14 protein-coding genes and 1 pseudogene are annotated in these 17,052 nt (G+C 62.7%); 4 read left to right on the top strand and 11 right to left on the bottom strand.

The features are described 5' to 3' along the window. Positions 1–148 precede the first annotated feature (148 nt). From ATY77_RS04420 to ATY77_RS04380, 9 genes are all read right to left on the bottom strand, one after another. Complete coding sequence (locus ATY77_RS04420; RefSeq protein ID WP_088686292.1) at positions 149–3,292, bottom strand: efflux RND transporter permease subunit; 3,144 nt, start codon at positions 3,290–3,292, stop codon at positions 149–151. Positions 3,293–3,317: 25 nt separating this feature from the next. Then, positions 3,318–4,457: an efflux RND transporter periplasmic adaptor subunit gene (locus tag ATY77_RS04415; protein ID WP_088686291.1), complete on the bottom strand. Its 1,140-nt coding sequence runs from the start codon at positions 4,455–4,457 to the stop codon at positions 3,318–3,320. A gap of 50 nt (positions 4,458–4,507) precedes the next feature. Further along, entirely contained in the window at positions 4,508–5,116 is a 609-nt protein-coding gene (locus ATY77_RS04410; protein ID WP_088686290.1) for a TetR family transcriptional regulator, read from the bottom strand. 232 nt (positions 5,117–5,348) lie between these two features. After that, positions 5,349–5,780, bottom strand: a complete 432-nt coding sequence (locus tag ATY77_RS04405; protein WP_088686289.1) for an OsmC family protein — start codon at positions 5,778–5,780, stop codon at positions 5,349–5,351. A 147-nt stretch (positions 5,781–5,927) separates the two neighbouring features. Further along, a complete protein-coding gene (locus ATY77_RS04400) occupies positions 5,928–6,707 on the bottom strand; it encodes an SDR family oxidoreductase (protein ID WP_088686476.1) in 780 nt (259 codons plus the stop codon). Positions 6,708–6,721: 14 nt separating this feature from the next. Beyond that, the gene (locus tag ATY77_RS04395) at positions 6,722–7,597 is read right to left on the bottom strand and encodes an aldose 1-epimerase (RefSeq protein ID WP_088686288.1); all 876 of its coding nucleotides are present in this window, start codon (positions 7,595–7,597) and stop codon (positions 6,722–6,724) included. Continuing rightward, positions 7,594–8,544: an L-arabinose ABC transporter permease AraH gene (gene araH / locus ATY77_RS04390; RefSeq protein ID WP_037141501.1), complete on the bottom strand. Its 951-nt coding sequence runs from the start codon at positions 8,542–8,544 to the stop codon at positions 7,594–7,596. Before araH ends, ATY77_RS04395 begins: the two co-directional genes overlap by 4 nt. Then, on the bottom strand, positions 8,541–10,067 hold the full coding sequence (gene araG / locus ATY77_RS04385; protein WP_088686475.1) for an L-arabinose ABC transporter ATP-binding protein AraG: 1,527 nt from the start codon (positions 10,065–10,067) through the stop codon (positions 8,541–8,543). The genes araH and araG overlap by 4 nt, the downstream gene beginning before the upstream one ends. Before the next feature lie 69 nt (positions 10,068–10,136). Next, a complete protein-coding gene (locus ATY77_RS04380; protein WP_088686287.1) occupies positions 10,137–11,120 on the bottom strand; it encodes an arabinose ABC transporter substrate-binding protein in 984 nt (327 codons plus the stop codon). Positions 11,121–11,328: 208 nt separating this feature from the next. Here ATY77_RS04380 and ATY77_RS04375 point away from each other — a divergent pair, with 208 nt between their 5' ends. The 4 genes and pseudogenes from ATY77_RS04375 to ATY77_RS04360 all read left to right on the top strand — a co-directional run. Next, positions 11,329–12,087, top strand: coding sequence for a FadR/GntR family transcriptional regulator (locus tag ATY77_RS04375; protein WP_088686286.1), 759 nt, complete (start codon positions 11,329–11,331; stop codon positions 12,085–12,087). A 64-nt stretch (positions 12,088–12,151) separates the two neighbouring features. Then, a complete protein-coding gene (gene dgoD / locus ATY77_RS04370; RefSeq protein WP_088686285.1) occupies positions 12,152–13,300 on the top strand; it encodes a galactonate dehydratase in 1,149 nt (382 codons plus the stop codon). Between the two features lie 94 nt (positions 13,301–13,394). Continuing rightward, positions 13,395–13,790, top strand: a complete 396-nt coding sequence (locus tag ATY77_RS04365; protein WP_088686474.1) for a DoxX family protein — start codon at positions 13,395–13,397, stop codon at positions 13,788–13,790. A gap of 37 nt (positions 13,791–13,827) precedes the next feature. Then, positions 13,828–14,649, top strand: a pseudogene (locus tag ATY77_RS04360) (SDR family NAD(P)-dependent oxidoreductase); the annotation flags it as partial. 18 nt (positions 14,650–14,667) lie between these two features. Here the strand turns inward: ATY77_RS04360 and ATY77_RS04355 are convergent. Both ATY77_RS04355 and ATY77_RS04350 read right to left on the bottom strand, forming a co-directional pair. Then, positions 14,668–15,885: an adenylate/guanylate cyclase domain-containing protein gene (locus ATY77_RS04355; protein ID WP_088686283.1), complete on the bottom strand. Its 1,218-nt coding sequence runs from the start codon at positions 15,883–15,885 to the stop codon at positions 14,668–14,670. A gap of 63 nt (positions 15,886–15,948) precedes the next feature. Continuing rightward, positions 15,949–16,974: a LacI family DNA-binding transcriptional regulator gene (locus tag ATY77_RS04350; RefSeq protein WP_088686282.1), complete on the bottom strand. Its 1,026-nt coding sequence runs from the start codon at positions 16,972–16,974 to the stop codon at positions 15,949–15,951. Between the last annotated feature and the right edge of the window lie 78 nt (positions 16,975–17,052).

Here is a 17,052-nt window from a genome sequence, read left to right as displayed (position 1 = left end):
GGCATTCCCCAACAGCTTAGCTTCTTCGAGAGAGCAAGGGAATCGGCGCGTTAAGAGAAGGTGGACCGCGAGGACAGTCCACGGCGACACATTCTAACGAAGGTCCCCGGCTTGAAAGGAAAACGGCGCGGCTTTCGCCGCGCCGCCTTCACTCGGCTGCCAACGCCGGCGGATGTCTGGCATCCGCCTCTTCCTGGATGGCGTCGGCATCCCGGCCTGGCTCGTCCTTTGTCTTCGGCTCGCGGCCGAAGAAAAGGGCGTAACCGGCGGGTAGAACCAGAATGGTGAGCACTGTCGCAACGAGGATGCCACCCATCATCGCGTAGGCGAGCGGACCCCAGAAGACACCGCGCGAGATCGGGATCAGCGCCAGCACGGCGGTCAGCGCCGTCAGCATGATCGGCCGGAAACGCCGCACGGCCGCGCCGACGATCGCCTCCTGCCGGTGCATGCCGGCCTTGATATCCTGATCGATCTGATCGACCAGGATGATCGAGTTGCGCATGATGATGCCGAGCAGCGCGATGACGCCGAGGATCGCCACGAAGCCGAAAGGTGCGCCGCTGATCAGCAGGGCGGCCGCCGCACCGATGATGCCGAGCGGGCCGGTGGCGAGCACCAGCATCGCCTTGCCGAAATGCTGCAGCTGCACCATCAGCAGCACGATGATGACGGCGAGCATGATCGGCGCCTTGGCGGCGATCGACATCTGGCTTTCGGCCGCATCTTCGGCGCCGCCCTGGATCTCGACCTTGTAGCCGGCCGGCAGGCTGTCGCGCAGGTCCTTCATGTCGGCATACATCTTCATGACCACGTCGTTCGGCTGTACGCCGTCGGGCAGTGTGGCGCGCACGGTGATGGTCGGCAGTCTGTCGCGTCGCCATTCGATGCCCTGCTCCATGACGGGCACGACCTTGGCGACCTGCGAGACCGGCACGAAGCCGCCGAAATCCGTCGGGACATAGACGGAATTGACCGCCGACAGCAGCGAGCGGCTGGAATCCGGTTCGCGGGCGACGATCGAGACCGTCTCCTCGCCGTCGCGGAAATCGTCGAGCGGCGCGCCGGACATGGCGGTCTGCAGCATCTGGCGCACCCGCTGCGAGGTGACGCCGAGCGCCCGGGCGCGGTCCTGATCGATCACCAGCTTCATCGCCGGCACCTGTTCCAGCCAGTCGTCATGGATGGCGCCGAGCATCGGATTGGCCTCAAACCGCGCCTTCACCTGATCGGCGATCTCGCGCACTTCCTGGCGGTCAGGTCCCATGACACGCATCTGCACAGGCCAACCGGTCGGGGGCCCGAGGAACAGGCGATCGACCTTGCCCCGGATTTCGGGGAAGTCTTCTGCAAGAATCGTGCGCAGCTTGACGATCAGCCGTTCGCGCGCCGGCTCGTCATTGGCCATGACGAGAAGCTGGGCGAAATTCGGATTACGCAGTTGCTGATCGAGCGGCAGGAAGAAGCGCGGTGCGCCTTCGCCGATATAGGTGGCGATGAACTTCTTGTCGGGATCGTCCATCATCTTGGCTTCGAGCGCCTTTGCCTGCACTTCGACTTCCTTGATGCTGGTGCCCTCGGGCAGCCAGAGATCGACGAGAATTTCCGGCCGCGAGGATTGCGGGAAGAAATTCTGCGGAATGAACTGGAAGGCCCAGAGACTGGTGACGAAGGTGCCGAGCGTCAGGAGCAGCACGATGACGCGATGGCGAACCGCCCACGCGACCGTGCCGCGCAGCCGGCGGTAGAAACTCGTGTCGAAGGCGTCATGATGCTCGCCGGCGTGATGGCGCTGCTTGAGGATCATGTAACCGAGCCACGGCGTGAAATAGACCGCGACGAACCACGAGGTCACCAGCGCGATGCCGACGACGTAAAACAGCGAACGCACATATTCGCCGGCCGTCGATGCGGCGAAGCCGACGGGAATGAAGCCCGCCGTGGTGATCAGCGTGCCCGTCAGCATCGGGAAGGCGGTCGAGGAATAGGCGAAGCTCGCCGCCTCCACCTTGACCAGCCCCTCCTCCAGCTTTCGCTCCATCATCTCGACGACGATCATTGCATCGTCGACGAGCAGGCCGAGGGCGATGATGAGCGCGCCGAGCGAAATGCGCTGCAAGTCGATGCCGAGTTCGTACATCAGCGCGAAGGTGGCGGCGAGCACCAGCGGGATGGCAATGGCGATGACGAGGCCCGAGCGCCAGCCGATCGACAGGAACGAGACGACGAGCACGATGACGAGGGCTTCGCCGAGCGCATGCATGAATTCGCTGATCGCATCCGTCACCACGTCGGGCTGGTTGGCGATCTGGTCGACCGCCACGCCATAGGGCAGCGCCTCCTCGAAGCGCTTGTAGGTCGCCTCGACATCCTTGCCGACATCGGTGACGTTGAAGCCCTTGGCCATGACGACACCGACCTGAACGCTTTCGTGACCGTTGAAACGGTACTTGCGCTGATAGGGGTCCTCGAGCCCGGAACTGACGGTGGCGATATCGCCAAGCCGCGTTACCTGGCCGCCGGCGCGAAGGCGCAGCTCACGGATATCGGCCGCCTTCTTCACGTCGCCTTCGACCGAAATACGCACCGAGCGCAGGCCGGTGTCGACCGAGCCTGCCGGATCGACATTGTTCTGGCCCTTGATGGCATTCTGCAGGTCGAGGATCGTGAGACCTCGCTCGGCGAGCGACTTGGACGAGACGTCGATATAGATCTTCTCCGGCTGGTCGCCGATGATGACGGCCTTCTCGACGCCCGGCGTCGTCAAGAGCATGTCGCGCGCCTGGATCGCGAATTTCTTCAGTTCCGGATAGGAATAGCCCTCGCCGCTGATCGAATGCAGCGTGATGAAGGTATCGCCGAACTCGTCGTTGAAATAGGGGCCGAGCAGACCCTGCGGCAGCTCGCTGGAGATGTCGCCGACCTTCTTGCGCACCTGGTAGAAGGCATCCGCCACTTCCTGCGAATTCGTGTCACCCTGTACCTGCAGGGTGATGATCGCGCTGCCCGCCCGGGTATAGGATTTGACCCAGTCGAGATGCGGGGTTTCCTGCAGCTTGCGCTCGATCTTGTTGACGACCTGATCTTCCATCTCCTGGATGGAGGCGCCCGGCCAGAGCGCCTGGACGACCATGACGCGGAAGGTGAATTCGGGATCCTCGCGCTGGCCCATGCGCATCAGGCCGAGCACGCCGGTGATGATGATCAGCCCGAAGAGGAAGCGGGCGATGCTCGGGTGGGCGATCGCCCAGCGCGACAGATTGAAGGGCCGCTTCTCGGTGGTGGCGTTCATGGTCCTGTTCCCTTTCACGGCGCGCTTAACGGACCGTCTGATCCGTCTTGGCCAGGGCCGACTGCTGGTCCGGCACCTTCACCTTCAGGTTTTCGCTCATGAACTGGGTGCCGGCGGCAACGACGAGATCGCCGGTATCGAGGCCCTCGGTCACATGCACGCCGTCGCCGGTGAAATCGGCAACCTTGATATCGCGGCCGTGCACGGTTGCCGTGTCGCGGTCGACGGTCCAGACCATCTGCTTGCCGTCTTTCTCCGCCAGCGCGCTGAGCGGGATCGAGATATAGCTTTCGCCATTGTCGATGTCGGCCTCGATCGTTGCCGTCATGCCGAGCAATATGCGCGGGTCGTTCGGCAAGCTCACCCGCACCGCAAAGGTGCGCGACTGCTGATCGGCGCTGCCGGAGACCTCCCGCACCTTGCCGTCGAGCACCAGCCTGTCGTCCGCCCAGAAACTGGCCTTAACAGTCTTGCCCGGCTTGAACTCGGCAATGTCGTTTTCCGGAACCGCAATCTGCACTTCCTTCTCGCCGTCGACGGCGACGGTAACGACGGGGCTGCCGGAGCCGACCACCTGGCCGATATCGGCATTGATCGATGTGACGATGCCGGTCTGACCGGCCTTGAGCTCGGTATAGCTCACCTGGTTCTTCACCTGATCGAGCGCCGAAAGCGCGGCATCGCGCTGCGAGATCGCCTGGTCGTGGCTGAGTGCGGCCTGTTCGAGCTGCGACTTGGGGGCGACGCTCTTGTCGAAGAGCTGCTCTGCGCGCTTATTGGCGAGATCGGCGGTTTCGACGCCGCGTTCGGCCGCAGCGAGATTGGCCTCCGCCGTCTTGACCGCCAACTGGTAATCCGTCGCGTCGACCCGGGCAAGGACATCCCCCGGGCTCACCCGGTCGCCGATATCGACGAGCCGCTCGGTGATCTTGCCCGCGACGCGGAAGCCGAGGTTCATCTCCGTGCGCGCCTTGACCGAGCCGGAATAGTCGAGCTTGCGCGTATCGTCGGCCTTGGCGATCTCGACGACCTTCACCGGCCGGATAACCTCCTTGACCTCAGCTTTTTCTTCCGAGCAGGCCGAAAGGCCAATGCCGATGGCGCCGACGAGCGCGAGGCTTGCGGCGGACGGCATGCGGTTGCTGAGGGTCTTGAGCGAAAACATCTTCCGCACTCCTGGATCGTTTTGGGGTTTCCGGCGGCGGCTGCCGCTCGTTATTTCTTCAGCGCCCTGATCACGTAATCGATCAGTTCGTCGACGCTTGCACGGTTGGTTTTCGCAAGACACTGCGCGACCATTTGCGGATGGCAGAGATTGATGGTCGCCGCGCCGAAGCAGCGCGAGGCCACGACCGGGTCCTGCTTGGCGAATTCGCCGGCTGCAATGCCTTCCGCGATGATTTCGGCAATGAGATCATGGACGCGATCGATATGTTTCTCGATGACGTGCCAGTCGCGCTCGATCGCGACGATGATCATCTCGTGCACCTTCATCTCGTCGAGCATCAGATCCAGCGTCAGCTGATGCTGTGTCTTGACGTAAAGGCGCAAACGCTCGGCGGCGCTGATCGGCTGATGGCGGATATCGTAGGCGATCTGATACGCGGTGGCGAGCATGCGCCCGCAGAGCGCCTGGTGGATCTCCACCTTGGAAGCGAAGAAGCGATAAATATTGGCCGGCGACATGCCGAGATCGCGTGCAATGTCGGCCACCGTCGTCTTGCTGTAACCGTAGTGACGGAACAGCCGCTCGGCCGCGTCGAGAATGCGGGTCACATTCTCCTGCCGCGTGACGTCGAGCGTATTTTCCGCAATGTCGTTCATGAGTTTCGATGCCTCGAGTTACGACTGACGATTTTTGAATTTCGTCAGTCGTAAAATATCAGACGTCATTTGTCAATCTCGAGGGATGAGGCCGCAAGAGCGCGAAGGGTGCTGTCAAGGCAATTCCCCCGGCCCATTGACCACGGCTATTTCGGAAAAGATATCGATGCGCCGGAGAAAACGAAAGGGCCGCGACGCGGAAGCGCGCGGCACTCCTCGTCGGCAGCGAAAATCAGGCGAGCTTGACGTCGAGCGTGATCGGAACGGCGGCGAGCGCCTTGGAAATCGGGCAGCCGGCCTTCGCCTTGTTGGCGAGTTCGGTGAAGGTCGCCTGATCGGCGCCGGGGACGCGGCCGGAGAGCGAAAGATGGATGGCGGTGATGGCAAAACCGCCCTCGACGCTTTCAAGCGTCACCTTGGCGGAGGTTTCCATATGCTCGGCGGTGAAGCCGGCTTCGCCGAGGATCAACGAAAGCGCCATGGTGAAGCAGCCGGCATGGGCAGCGCCGATCAGCTCTTCCGGATTGGTGCCGGGAATGCCTTCGAAACGGCTTGCAAAGCCGTAGGGATAGTCCTTCAGCGCGCCGCTCTGCGTCGAGATCAGGCCTTTGCCGTCCTTGAGTCCACCGGCCCAATGGGCCGAAGCCGTACGATTGATCTGCATGCCGTCCTCCTGTTTTCGGTTGAGCTTTCAGGCAGCGGCGGCGCCGCTCCAAGCCTGCGGGAGATCAGGTTAGCCTTCCCGACAGGCAATATAACGCTCTATCGGCAGAAGACGACAGGCTTGTAAAAATCCTGCCGGCAATGCCGCTCAGACCGCATGCTGCAGCACGCTGAGGCCGCCGTCGATCGTCAGGCAGGTGGCGTTCATGAAAGGGCACTCATCGGAAATCATGAACACCGCCGCCATGGCGATCTCCTCCGGCGTTGCGATCCGCCCGCCGGGATGCAGCTTCATCGTCTCGGCCTTGGCCGCTTCGGGATCGGGGAAGCTGTTCCAGTAATCGATCACCTTCTGCGTCGAGACATAGCCCGGCGCCAGCGCATTCACCCGGATATTGCGGGCCGCATATTCCAGGCCCAGGGATTTCGTCATGCCGAGCAGCGCATGTTTCGCCAGCGGATAAGGGAAGGTGTGCGGAATGATGGTGAAGGCGTGCGTGGAAGCGATATTGAGGATGACGCCGCCGCCCCGTTCGATCAGGCCGGGCAGCACCGCCTTGCAGCAATTCCATGCGCCCTTGAGGTTGACGTCGAAGCAGCGGCTCCACTCTTCATCCGTCGTGGCGAGCGGTTCGGCGAAGACGTTGACCCCGGCATTGTTGACGAGCCCGTTCAGCGGACCGATCTCCTCATTCGCCTCGGCAACCGCCAGCCTGATCGTTCCGGCATCGGTGATATCGGCCGGCAGATAGCCGACCCGGGCGCCGGTGCTCGCGAGGTCCGCCGCTGCCCGGGCCAGCAGCGCCGCATCGCGGTCGACGAGATAGACGGCCGCATTCTCGCTGATGAACGCCTTCGCGATCGCAAGACCGATACCCTGCGCAGCGCCCGTTATCAGGATGTTCTTGCCCTGCAGGCGGTTGCCCATCATCTCTCCTCCCGTTAAACCGGCAGCGCCGACAGATCGATCGCCACCTTGCCGGAAAGAACCTCACCCGGCGCGAGCGGCATGAGGCCGCCGAACTCCGGCAGGTGATGGCCGTTCGGCAGATGGCTCATCGGCTCGAGGCAGAAGAAGTCCGTGCGGTCGGTCCGCATATAGAGCATGAACCGGCTGAGCGCGGCATCGGCTTCCAGCGCCGCCTGAATTCCAAGTTCCGGCCAGACGATGGCCGCCCGCCCGTCCCATTCCTCGAAGGCATTGTTCATCCAGAGCCGCGGGAGCGGCTTGCCGGAGCTGAAATCGAAATCAGCGGGAACCGGGCCGGGTTCGCCGGGAAGATGATCGTGCCGCTCGTTCCAGAAGCGGCCGGCGGCAATCGTCAACTGCGTTTCCGGCGTCCTGACGAAGAAAGGATGCTGGCCGAGGCCGAAGGGCAAAGCCGCCTCACCCCGGTTCTCCACCGAAAGCGTCAGCGCCAGCCGATTGCCGGCGAGGCGGATCTCCTGCCAGGCGAGATAGGCATAGGGCGAGATCCCGTCGGCATCACGCGAAAAGCAGAGACGCACATGCTCGGAGCTCGATTCCTCCAGCTGCCAGAAGCCGATCCAGCCATCGCCGTGCAGATAGAGAGGATCGTGACAATTCCGCTGGAAGACATAGTCGCGTCCGCCGAAGGACATGGCATTGCCTTCCACGCGGTTGCCGAACGGCACCATGGGGAAGCTTGCGTAAGTGCCGTCTGGGCCGCCGGCTGGAAGGAGGAAGGGCTTGGCCCGAAATGTTGCGGCGGTAACGGCAGCGCCCCGGCGGCTGATCCTGACCGAGAGATCGCCGTGGCTCAGCTCGATTTCATCTTCGCCATGTCCGTTGTTCATCCACGCCGCCCTGCCGCCGAAGACCTCAGATTGTCGAGCAGCACCGCGATCAACAGGATCAGCCCGCGCACGACATACTGATAGAATGCCTGGATATTCAGCAGATTCATAACGTTTTCGGCAATGCCCATGATCAGCACGCCGACAATGACGCCGCTCATCGCCGCCCGGCCGCCGGCAAGCGACACGCCGCCGAGCACGCAGGCTGAAATCACCGAAAGCTCGAGCCCGGTCGCAGCATTCGGCTGGCCGGAGGTGATGCGCGAGGCAAGCAGGATGCCGGCAATGCCGCAGACGAGACCCTGCAGCGCAAAGATCCAGATGCGCATGTTGACGACGTTGACGCCGGCAAGCCGCGAGGCCTCCGGATTGCCGCCGATCGCCAGTGTGTTCTTGCCGAAGACGGTGCGGTTGAGCACGAAACCGAAAAAGACGAACAGGATGAGCATGATCCAGATCGGCGTCGGCACGGTGAGGAAGCGCGACAGGGCAAGCTGGTAGAAGGCGGGATCGTTGATGCCGACGGCGCGGCCATCCGAGGCGATCAGCGCCAGCCCGCGCACGATCTGCATGGTCGCAAGCGTCGTGATCAGCGCATTGATGCGGAAGCGGGCGATGACGATGCCATTGACGAAGCCGACGATCGCGCCGCACAGTAGGGCGGCCAGCAGACCGACCGGGATGGAGCCCGTCGCGTTCGAGACCATCACCGCAGCCATGCCTGAGAAGGCGACGATCGATCCGACCGAAAGGTCGAAATCGCGCGACGCAAGGCAGAACATCATCGTGCAGGCGACAATGCCGATCGTGACCACCGATTGCAGCAGCCCGAGCATGTTCCGCTCGGTCAGGAAGTTCGGAACGAAGAGCGAAACGATCACGAAGGCGGCGGCGAAGATCACCACCAGTCCCTGTTCGCCGAGAAGGATTTTTTTCAACGAGTTCATCGTCCCTGTTCCTGATACTGGATGGTGCCGGCGGCATTCTTGTCGGGAAGCGCTGCCGTCAGAATGCTGCGCTCGTCAAAATCCGGTCGGGCGACATCGGCCGCCACCCTGCCCTGGCACATCACCATGATGCGATCGGAGATGCCCATGACCTCAGGCAATTCGCTCGATATCACCACGATCGCCATTCCACCGGCGGCCAGCTCATAAAGAATGTCGTAGATCTCGGATTTCGCCCCGACGTCGATGCCGCGCGTCGGCTCGTCGATGACGAGAACCTTGACGCCCTGTTCCGAAAGCCATCGGCCGAGAATGACCTTCTGCTGGTTGCCGCCGGAAAGATTGATGATGTCCTGCTTGCGCGAGGGCGTTCGTACCCGAAGCCGCGCAATGAACTCGTCAGCCAGCGCCGCCTCCCTTTTGGGATTCAAGATCCCGAAGGGGGAGAAATGCCGGCGCGAGGAGATGGCGATATTCTCTTCGATCGACCGCCCCTGAACGATGCCGTCGGACTTGCGGTCCTCGGGGCAGAGCACCATGCCGGCATCGATCGCCGCTTTCGGATCGTTCGGCGAAACCGCGGCGCCATCGATCCTCACCTGACCCTTGTCTCTCGCATCGGCGCCATAGAGCAGCCGCGCCATCTCGCTGCGGCCGGCGCCGATCAGGCCAAAGAAGCCGAGGATCTCGCCCCGGCGGACCGAAAAGCTGATCGGATTGCGCAGCCTCGGTCCCGAGAGATCCTTGACCTCAAGCCTCATGTCGCCGAGCGGGCGCGCGCGCCATCCCCAGATATCGCTGATCTCTCGGCCGACCATCTCGGAGATGATCTGCTCGCGCGTCGTTCCGGCGATCTCGGGATGATGGGCGGCAAGCTTGCCGTCGCGCAGCACCGTCAGGCTGTCGCAAAGCCGGAAAATCTCGTCGAGACGATGCGAGACGTAGAGAATGACCGTGCCCTTCGCCTTCAGCTTATCGATGAGTGAAAACAGGATTTCGCTTTCGCGCGAGGAAAGCGAGGACGTCGGCTCGTCGAGCGCGATGACCCTGGCGTCGAGCATGACGGCCTTGGCGATCTCCACCATCTGCCGGGCGCCGATCGAAAGCGAGGAGACTTTGGCCGACGGCTCGACGTCGATGCCGATCTCTTCGAGCTTCGAGCGGACCGTCTCGATGAGGGTCTTCGCATTGATCACGCCGCCCTTGGCGGGAAAGCGGCCAAGCCAGAGATTTTCGGCCACCGTCAGCTCCGGAACGAGCTGCAGTTCCTGGTGGATGACGATGACGCCGGCGTGGAAAGCGTCGCGAACGGATCCGTATTTCTGCTCTTCGCCGTCGATGAGAATGCTGCCGGCGTCCGCGGCCTGGTCGCCGGAAAGCACACGGATCAGCGTCGATTTGCCGGCGCCGTTCTCACCCATCAGGCCGTGGACGGCGCCTTTCTCGACGGTGAAGGAGACGTCGGACAGCGCCTGTACGCCGGGATAGCCCTTGGAAATGTGTTTGAATTCGAGGAAAGCCATCATCACTCCGCCGCGAAAGTTCCGGCGGCACGCGTAAGCGGCCGCCGGAGATGCATCATTCGGGAATGATTACTCGATGCCGAGGTCCTTGCGGACCTTCTCGTAATCGCCGCGCAGCGCCAGCGAACCGGACGTCAGCGTCAGCTTTTCCGGCTCCTTGCCGTTGGCGATCCACTCATACATGTTGAGCGCCGTTTCATAGCCGTGACGCTTCGGCGAGATGATGACCGTGCCGAAGAAGCCCGTCGCGGCCGGCTTCTTGAATTCGTTGATCGCCGACTCCGCACCGCCGATACCGACGCCGATGACGTTGGCCGCCGGGATGCCGACCGATTCGGACGCGCGGACGGCGCCGAGAACGGCTTCGTCGTTGAGGCCGAAGGCGACCCAGTATTTGACGTCGGCATGCTTGTTGAGAACCGTGGTCGCGGCATTCAGCGCCGCTTCCGTATCGGTCTTCGCCTGCGGCGCGTCATAGATGTTTTCGGCCGGGAAGCCTGCGGCCTTCAGCACGGAAATAGCGCCCTCGACGCGATCGACGGCAGTCGGCAGCTGGTCGTAGGAGACCCGGATCGCGCCGACATTCTTCATGTCCCAGCCGCGCTTCTTGATTTCGTCGACGATGGCCTGGCCGACCGTCTCGCCGATCTTGGTCGCCGAGATGCCCATATGCGCCACGTCTTCCAGCGGCTTGCCGTCGGCGCTGACGAGGCGGTCGTCGACCGTCATCAGCTTCAGCTGGTTGGCTTCGGCCTTGGCGACGATGCCGGGCCCGAGCTTGACGTCGGGCGTGCAGATGATGAAGCCCTGCGCACCCTGGGCGCCGAGATTGTCGATCGCCGACTGAACCTTCTCGCCGTCTTCCGCACCGATCTTGACGACTGTGAAGCCTTTTTCCTTGGCGGCCTGATCGGCAAATTTCCATTCGTCCTGGAACCACGGCTCCTCGGGCTGCTTGACGATGAAGCCTATTTTGACGTCCGCGGAAAATGCCGAGCCGGCTGTCAGAATGGCGAAAGTGCCAGCCACAATAGCTGCTTTGAACAAGCGCATGTCTCTCTCCCTAAACTCTGAAATCGAGCAACTGCCTCCTCGGCAGTGTGTCATGAATTATGTTAAATCATCATACCAGTCAATTGCCAATGTATGATGATTAGAATAATAGGATAGCGATAGGAGCCGGGAGGGCCCGTCGCAAAGCCGATGGAATTCGGATAATGAGGTTCGGTTTGTTCCCGGGGAGGGTTGCGGAGAGGTGAAGTTGGAATCTGAGGGACAAAGCCGAGCGGAAAAAAGCTCCAGCAGCAGCGAACGCCGGCCGCGCGTACGCCGCAACGTGACAGTGGCGATCGCTCAGGATATCTGTGCGGACCGCTATCCCTCAGGCTCGCCGCTACCCCGTGAGAATGACCTCTGCGAACTTTACGGCGTCAGCCGCACCGTCATTCGCGAATCTTTGAAGGTGTTGGAATCCAAGGGTCTTGTCCGCGGCAAGCCAAGGGTCGGGACGACCGTCTGCGACAGGGATGAGTGGAATATCCTCGATGCTGAAGTGCTCGAGTGGATGGGGCCTTACATCAAAGACTTCGACCTTCTTGGCTGCATCCTCGAGGCCAGGCGCACCATAGAACCGGCAGCCGCCGAATATGCCGCCGAACGCGCCAGCGCCCAGGAGATCGCCGATCTCGACAAGGCTTGGCGGCAGATGCGCGACAGCGCCGGCGAACCGGAAAGCTTCACCGATGCCGACGTGATGTTTCATACGGTGTTGCTCACCGCCAGCCATAACCAGGTGTTCCGCCGCCTGTCGAGCGCCATCCATGCGGCGCTGCAATATGCGTTGCATGCCTCCAACATCGCTGTCGAAAACCGGGAGGATGCGGTGCTCGTTCACGGCCAACTAGTCGAGGCCCTGCGCATGCGTGACAAGGCCGGCGCCCGCGAATGCGCCAACCGCATGCTCGATCTTGCGGTGCGCGACCTTGCCGCTGCCGAGAAGGCAATCGGCAGAACGAAATAATCGATCCCACCACCTCTGCGGAAATGCCGCCAGTCGCAACCCCAGGAAGAGCTGAAGAACCGCGATGAAGATCACCAAACTCACCACCTATATCGTTCCGCCGCGCTGGCTGTTCCTGAAGGTCGAGACCGATGAAGGCATCGTCGGCTGGGGAGAACCGGTCGTCGAAGGCCGCGCGCTGACCGTCCAGGCCGCGGTTCACGAACTGGAAGACTACCTGATCGGCAAGGACCCCTTCCTGATCGAGGACCATTGGACGGTGATGTATCGCGGCGGCTTCTATCGCGGCGGCGCCGTCCATATGAGCGCGATCTCCGGCATCGACCAGGCGCTTTGGGACATCAAGGGCAAGGCCCTTGGCCAGCCGATCCATTCGCTGCTCGGCGGCCAGTTGCGCGACCGCATCAAGGTCTATTCCTGGATCGGCGGCGACCGTCCCGCCGATGTCGCCAACAATGCCAGGGAGGTGGTCGCGCGCGGCTTCAAGGCGATCAAGCTCAACGGCTGCGAGGAAATGCAGATCGTCGACACCAACGAGAAAGTCGAGAAGGCGGTCGAGACCATCGCCATCATCCGCGAGGCGATCGGCCCGCATATCGGCATCGGCGTCGATTTCCACGGCCGCGTCCACAAGCCGATGGCCAAGGTTCTCGCCAAGGAGCTTGAGCCCTACAAGCTGATGTTCATCGAGGAGCCGGTTCTTTCGGAGAATAAGGAGGCCCTGCGCGATATCGTCAACCACACCTCTACGCCGATCGCACTCGGCGAACGCCTTTATTCCCGCTGGGATTTCAAGCAGGTGCTTTCGGACGGCTATGTCGACATCATTCAGCCGGACCTTTCGCATGCCGGCGGCATCACCGAATGCCGCAAGATCGCAGCCATGGCCGAAGCCTATGACGTGGCGCTGGCGCCGCATTGCCCGCTCGGCCCGATCGCGCTTGCGGCCTGCCTGCAGGTCGATGCCGTCAGCTACAATGCCTTCATCCAGGAGCAGAGTCTCGGCATCCATTACAACACCGGCAACGACATCCTCGACTATGTCTCCAACAAGGAGGTGTTCCACTATGCCGACGGTTTCGTCTCGATCCCGCAGGGGCCGGGCCTCGGCATCGAGGTCGACGAGGCCTATGTCATCGAGCGCGCCAGGGAGGGACATCGCTGGCGCAATCCCGTCTGGCGCCATGCCGATGGCAGCTTTGCCGAATGGTAAAAGGGAAAGGGTCGCGCAAGCGGCCCTTTTTCATTCGCCATGTCGGAAATCAGGCGGCTCATCCGTCATAATGGAAGCCCAAGAGGAGGTTTCCATGGCCAGAGCAATCGCAATCATCGCAGCCCGCATCATTTTCAGCTTCATCTTCTTCATGGCCGCCGGCTTCAAGTTCGCCGATATCGGCGCGACATCGGGCTACATCGCCGCTGCCGGTTTTCCGATGGCGACGTTCCTGACCTGGGTCGCGGCCTTCTTTGAAATCGCCCTGGCGCTCGCCTTTATATCGGGCGCCTTCTTCAGCGAAGCGAGCCTGCTCGCAGGCGTCTACGTGATCTTCCTCGCTTTTGCTTTCCACGGACCGTCCCTTTGGCAGCAGAACCAGGCGGAATTCGGCTTCTTCGTCGATCACTTCACCTTCCTCGCCGGCCTGCTCTTTGCCGCCGTCCATGGGCCGGAGAAATGGGCCTTGAAGCCGACGCTTCTGAGATAAGCGCGACGGCCCGCCCTCATCCGGAACCAACTGCCGCGCCGGACATTGGCATAGGGCAGAACGTCAAGGAGGGCCGTCCATGGAGCTGAAGGGAAAGACCGCATTGGTGACGGGCGCCGGTTCCGGCATCGGCAAGGCAGCCGCGTTAAGGCTTGCTGCCGAGGGAGCAAGGGTCGCAGCTTTGAGCCGCACGGCGGACGAGGTCGAAAACACCTGCGCCGAGATCAAGGCGGCCGGTGGCGAGGCGATCGCGCTGACGGCCGACACCAGCGACGAAGCTCAGATGCGCGCGGCGGTGCAAAAGCTTGCGGATAGCTTCGGCGGCCTCGACATTGTCGTCGCCAATGCCGGGATCAACGGCGTCTGGGCTCCGATTGACGATCTGCAGCCGGACGAGTGGGATAAGACGATCGCCGTCAATCTGCGCGGCACCTATCTGACCCTGCATCTGACGGTTCCGCATTTGAAGCGTCGCGGCGGCTCGATTATCGTCGTCTCCTCGATCAACGGCACTCGCACCTTCACCACCCCGGGCGCGACCGCCTACACGGCCACCAAGGCCGGCCAGGTCGCCATGGTCCAGCAGCTCGCTCTGGAACTCGGCCGGCACGGCATCCGCGTCAATGCCGTCTGCCCCGGCGAGATCGAAACCAATATCAGCGCCAATACCGCCAGCCGTGGCCGTGAGGAAACCGAGGTTCCCGTCATCTGGCCGGCAGGCGATATCCCGATCGCAGGCGGCAAGGCGGGCAAAAGCGAGGATGTCGCCGAAACCATCCTCTTCCTCGCCTCCGAACGGGCCCGGCACATTACCGGCACTCCGATCTGGATCGACGGCGGCCAGGGCTTGCTGCGGTAGAGCCCGCACGCCAGACGGTCAGTCGCCCAGCCGTGCGCTCTCCAAGGTGTAGAGTTCCTGCGCGCGCTGCACGCCGCGCAGCGCATAACGCCCGACGCAGGCGAGCGCGGTGCGCTCGTCCTCCGGGATGGCCGCGGCGAAATCGGAGGAGATCAACAGGTTGAGATCGACCGAGCGGCACATCGAAGCAATCCGGCTGACCTCGTTGACGGCCGGGCCGATGACCGTGAAATCCAGCCGGTCCTGGCTGCCGATATTGCCGTAGAAGACATCGCCGATATGCAGGCCGATATAGACATCCGTCGTCGGTCTGCCGTCAGCCGCGCGCGCGGCATTCAGCGTGACGAGCTTTTCCCGCAGCAGCGATTCGGCGCTGAGCGCCGCACGGCAGGTCTCGGCCGGCACCTCGCCCTTGAAAATCGCGAGCACGCCGTCGCCGATCAGCTTCAGCACGTTGCCGCCCGCCTCATGGATCGCCGAGATCGCCACCTCGCTGTAATCGTTGAGCAGCGGGATGATTTCCTCCGGCGGCACGCGGTCGGAGATCTTGGTGTAGTTCAGCAGATCCGAAAACCAGAGTGCAGCTGAAATCCGCTCGGATTTGCCGCGGCTGATCTTGCCTTCCATCACCTGACGCGCCGCATCTTCGCCGAGATAGACTTCCGCAATGGTGCGGGCGATGCGCCCGAGCGCGATGCACTTGATCGCCAATCCAAGAACCGGCACCAGCTTGCGCAGGATGGCGAGATCGTGATCGGAAAAGCCCTGAGGGTGCCTGGTGGCGAAATGCGAGAAGAAGCAATCCATCTCGCCGATCGTGCCGGCTTCGTTGAAGCGATGCATCATCGCCACGAAATCCGTGTGGCCGGCTTCGGCGATCTTGTCGAGCATGCTGAAATCGGTCGGATCGCCGAAGCCCAGGCGCCGGCGCACCTCCCGCTCATTGCCGGACCAAAGATGGTAGAAGGCCGAGCGCTGCCAGTTTGCCGCCGCTTCGCCGGAGCTCGTCGGACCATATTCGAATTCGGTTTCGATCTCCTCGACGCTGTCCCAGCGGAAGGCGCGGCCCTCATGCACGGGGTGCAGCGTATCCATCAGCGCCAGACCGCGGTCGAGCGGCAGCCCGGCGTTTCGGCAGGCCGCGCAGAAGCCGGTCATGAGTTCGGCTTCCGAAACGCCCTTTAGGCCTTGCTCGGTAATCCAGGCCGCAATCGTGCTGACGTCGCTGTAATCCATGCCGCTCACCTTTGTTCTGCCCAAGCTGTAGCCGAAAATCACTGCGGAAGGAACGCCGACGCCTCAACCGCCGGCGGGCATATTGTAGGGCGTGACGACTTCGACCGATGAAAGCGAGGCCGGAACCGCCCGCCCCGGTGACGTCGCCCGGCCCATGATCGCCCTGAAGGCCGAGCGCGCATCGGTCCTGAGATCGTGATGCAGCACGAAACCGATGCGGCGCGCCGCAAGCAGCGCCCGGTTGTCGGCATCGAGGTCATGGGCGACGAAGACGCGGACCAGACGGTCGGCGGCATCGAAGGCGGCCAGCACCGCCCGGTTGCCGCCACCGATCGAATAGACGGCGTTGATATCGGGATCAGCCGCAAGCGCTGCCGCCGCAAGCGTTCCCGTCGCGGCATCGGTGCCGTGTCCCTCGCTGATTTCGGTGATACCGATCCCGGCATAATGGGCGCGGATGACCCGGCGAAAGCCGATTTCGCGCTCCTCCTCGCCGCGGAACCGCCCGCTCGACAGCGTCACCAGCACCTTGCCGCCGTGGTTCCCGAGCACCTCGCCGATGAGATAGGCAGCGGTTTCTCCAGCCGCGCGGTTGTCCGCGCCGGCATAGGCGATGCGCGACGAATTCGGAAGATCGGTCACCAGCGTCACCACGGGAATCCCGGCCGCATCCGCCCGGGCAACGGCGGCCGCCACTTCCGCAACGTCGGGCGCCTTGAGCACGATACCATGCGTGCCGCGCAGCCGGATGCGATCGAGAAGCTGCACCAGCTCGGCAGGCTTCATCACCTCGGCGAAATGGAACCGGCAGCGAAAGACGCCGGGCAGAAAGGCGGCCATCTCGGCTTCGAAGGCGGCGCGTACCGTGTCGCTGAAACGCTGCGGCGTCTCCATGACGATATCGATCGCCAGCGTGCGGCCGCTGCTTATTGCGCCTGCCTGCTGTTTCTCCAGCTCTGCGATCGCCGCCCTCACCCGCATTTCCGTTTGCTGGCGCACACCCGGCCGGCCGTTCAGCACCCGGTCGACGGTCGCGGTGCTCAATCCCGCCTGAAAGGCGATATCCTTGACGAGAAAGCTATGGGCCACAGGCCATCCTGATGATTTTTTGATGGATTCCTGATCTATATCACCGGACAGTGCGGCGTATAGTGCCTCCATCGGAAA

This window comes from Rhizobium sp. R634, assembly GCF_002211305.1.
GTDB lineage: Bacteria > Pseudomonadota > Alphaproteobacteria > Rhizobiales > Rhizobiaceae > Rhizobium.
This window is presented reverse-complemented; position numbering and strand designations above follow the sequence as displayed.

Bases quoted from the DNA above. Each gene is read 5' to 3' on its own strand.
- ATY77_RS04420 (WP_088686292.1), bottom strand. From the start codon at position 3,292: ATGAACGCCACCACCGAGAAGCGGCCCTTCAATCTGTCGCGCTGGGCG.
- ATY77_RS04415 (WP_088686291.1), bottom strand. From the start codon at position 4,457: ATGTTTTCGCTCAAGACCCTCAGCAACCGCATGCCGTCCGCCGCAAGC.
- ATY77_RS04410 (WP_088686290.1), bottom strand. From the start codon at position 5,116: ATGAACGACATTGCGGAAAATACGCTCGACGTCACGCGGCAGGAGAAT.
- ATY77_RS04405 (WP_088686289.1), bottom strand. From the start codon at position 5,780: ATGCAGATCAATCGTACGGCTTCGGCCCATTGGGCCGGTGGACTCAAG.
- ATY77_RS04400 (WP_088686476.1), bottom strand. From the start codon at position 6,707: ATGGGCAACCGCCTGCAGGGCAAGAACATCCTGATAACGGGCGCTGCG.
- ATY77_RS04395 (WP_088686288.1), bottom strand. From the start codon at position 7,597: ATGAACAACGGACATGGCGAAGATGAAATCGAGCTGAGCCACGGCGAT.
- araH (WP_037141501.1), bottom strand. From the start codon at position 8,544: ATGAACTCGTTGAAAAAAATCCTTCTCGGCGAACAGGGACTGGTGGTG.
- araG (WP_088686475.1), bottom strand. From the start codon at position 10,067: ATGGCTTTCCTCGAATTCAAACACATTTCCAAGGGCTATCCCGGCGTA.
- ATY77_RS04380 (WP_088686287.1), bottom strand. From the start codon at position 11,120: ATGCGCTTGTTCAAAGCAGCTATTGTGGCTGGCACTTTCGCCATTCTG.
- dgoD (WP_088686285.1), top strand. From the start codon at position 12,152: ATGAAGATCACCAAACTCACCACCTATATCGTTCCGCCGCGCTGGCTG.
- ATY77_RS04365 (WP_088686474.1), top strand. From the start codon at position 13,395: ATGGCCAGAGCAATCGCAATCATCGCAGCCCGCATCATTTTCAGCTTC.
- ATY77_RS04355 (WP_088686283.1), bottom strand. From the start codon at position 15,885: ATGGATTACAGCGACGTCAGCACGATTGCGGCCTGGATTACCGAGCAA.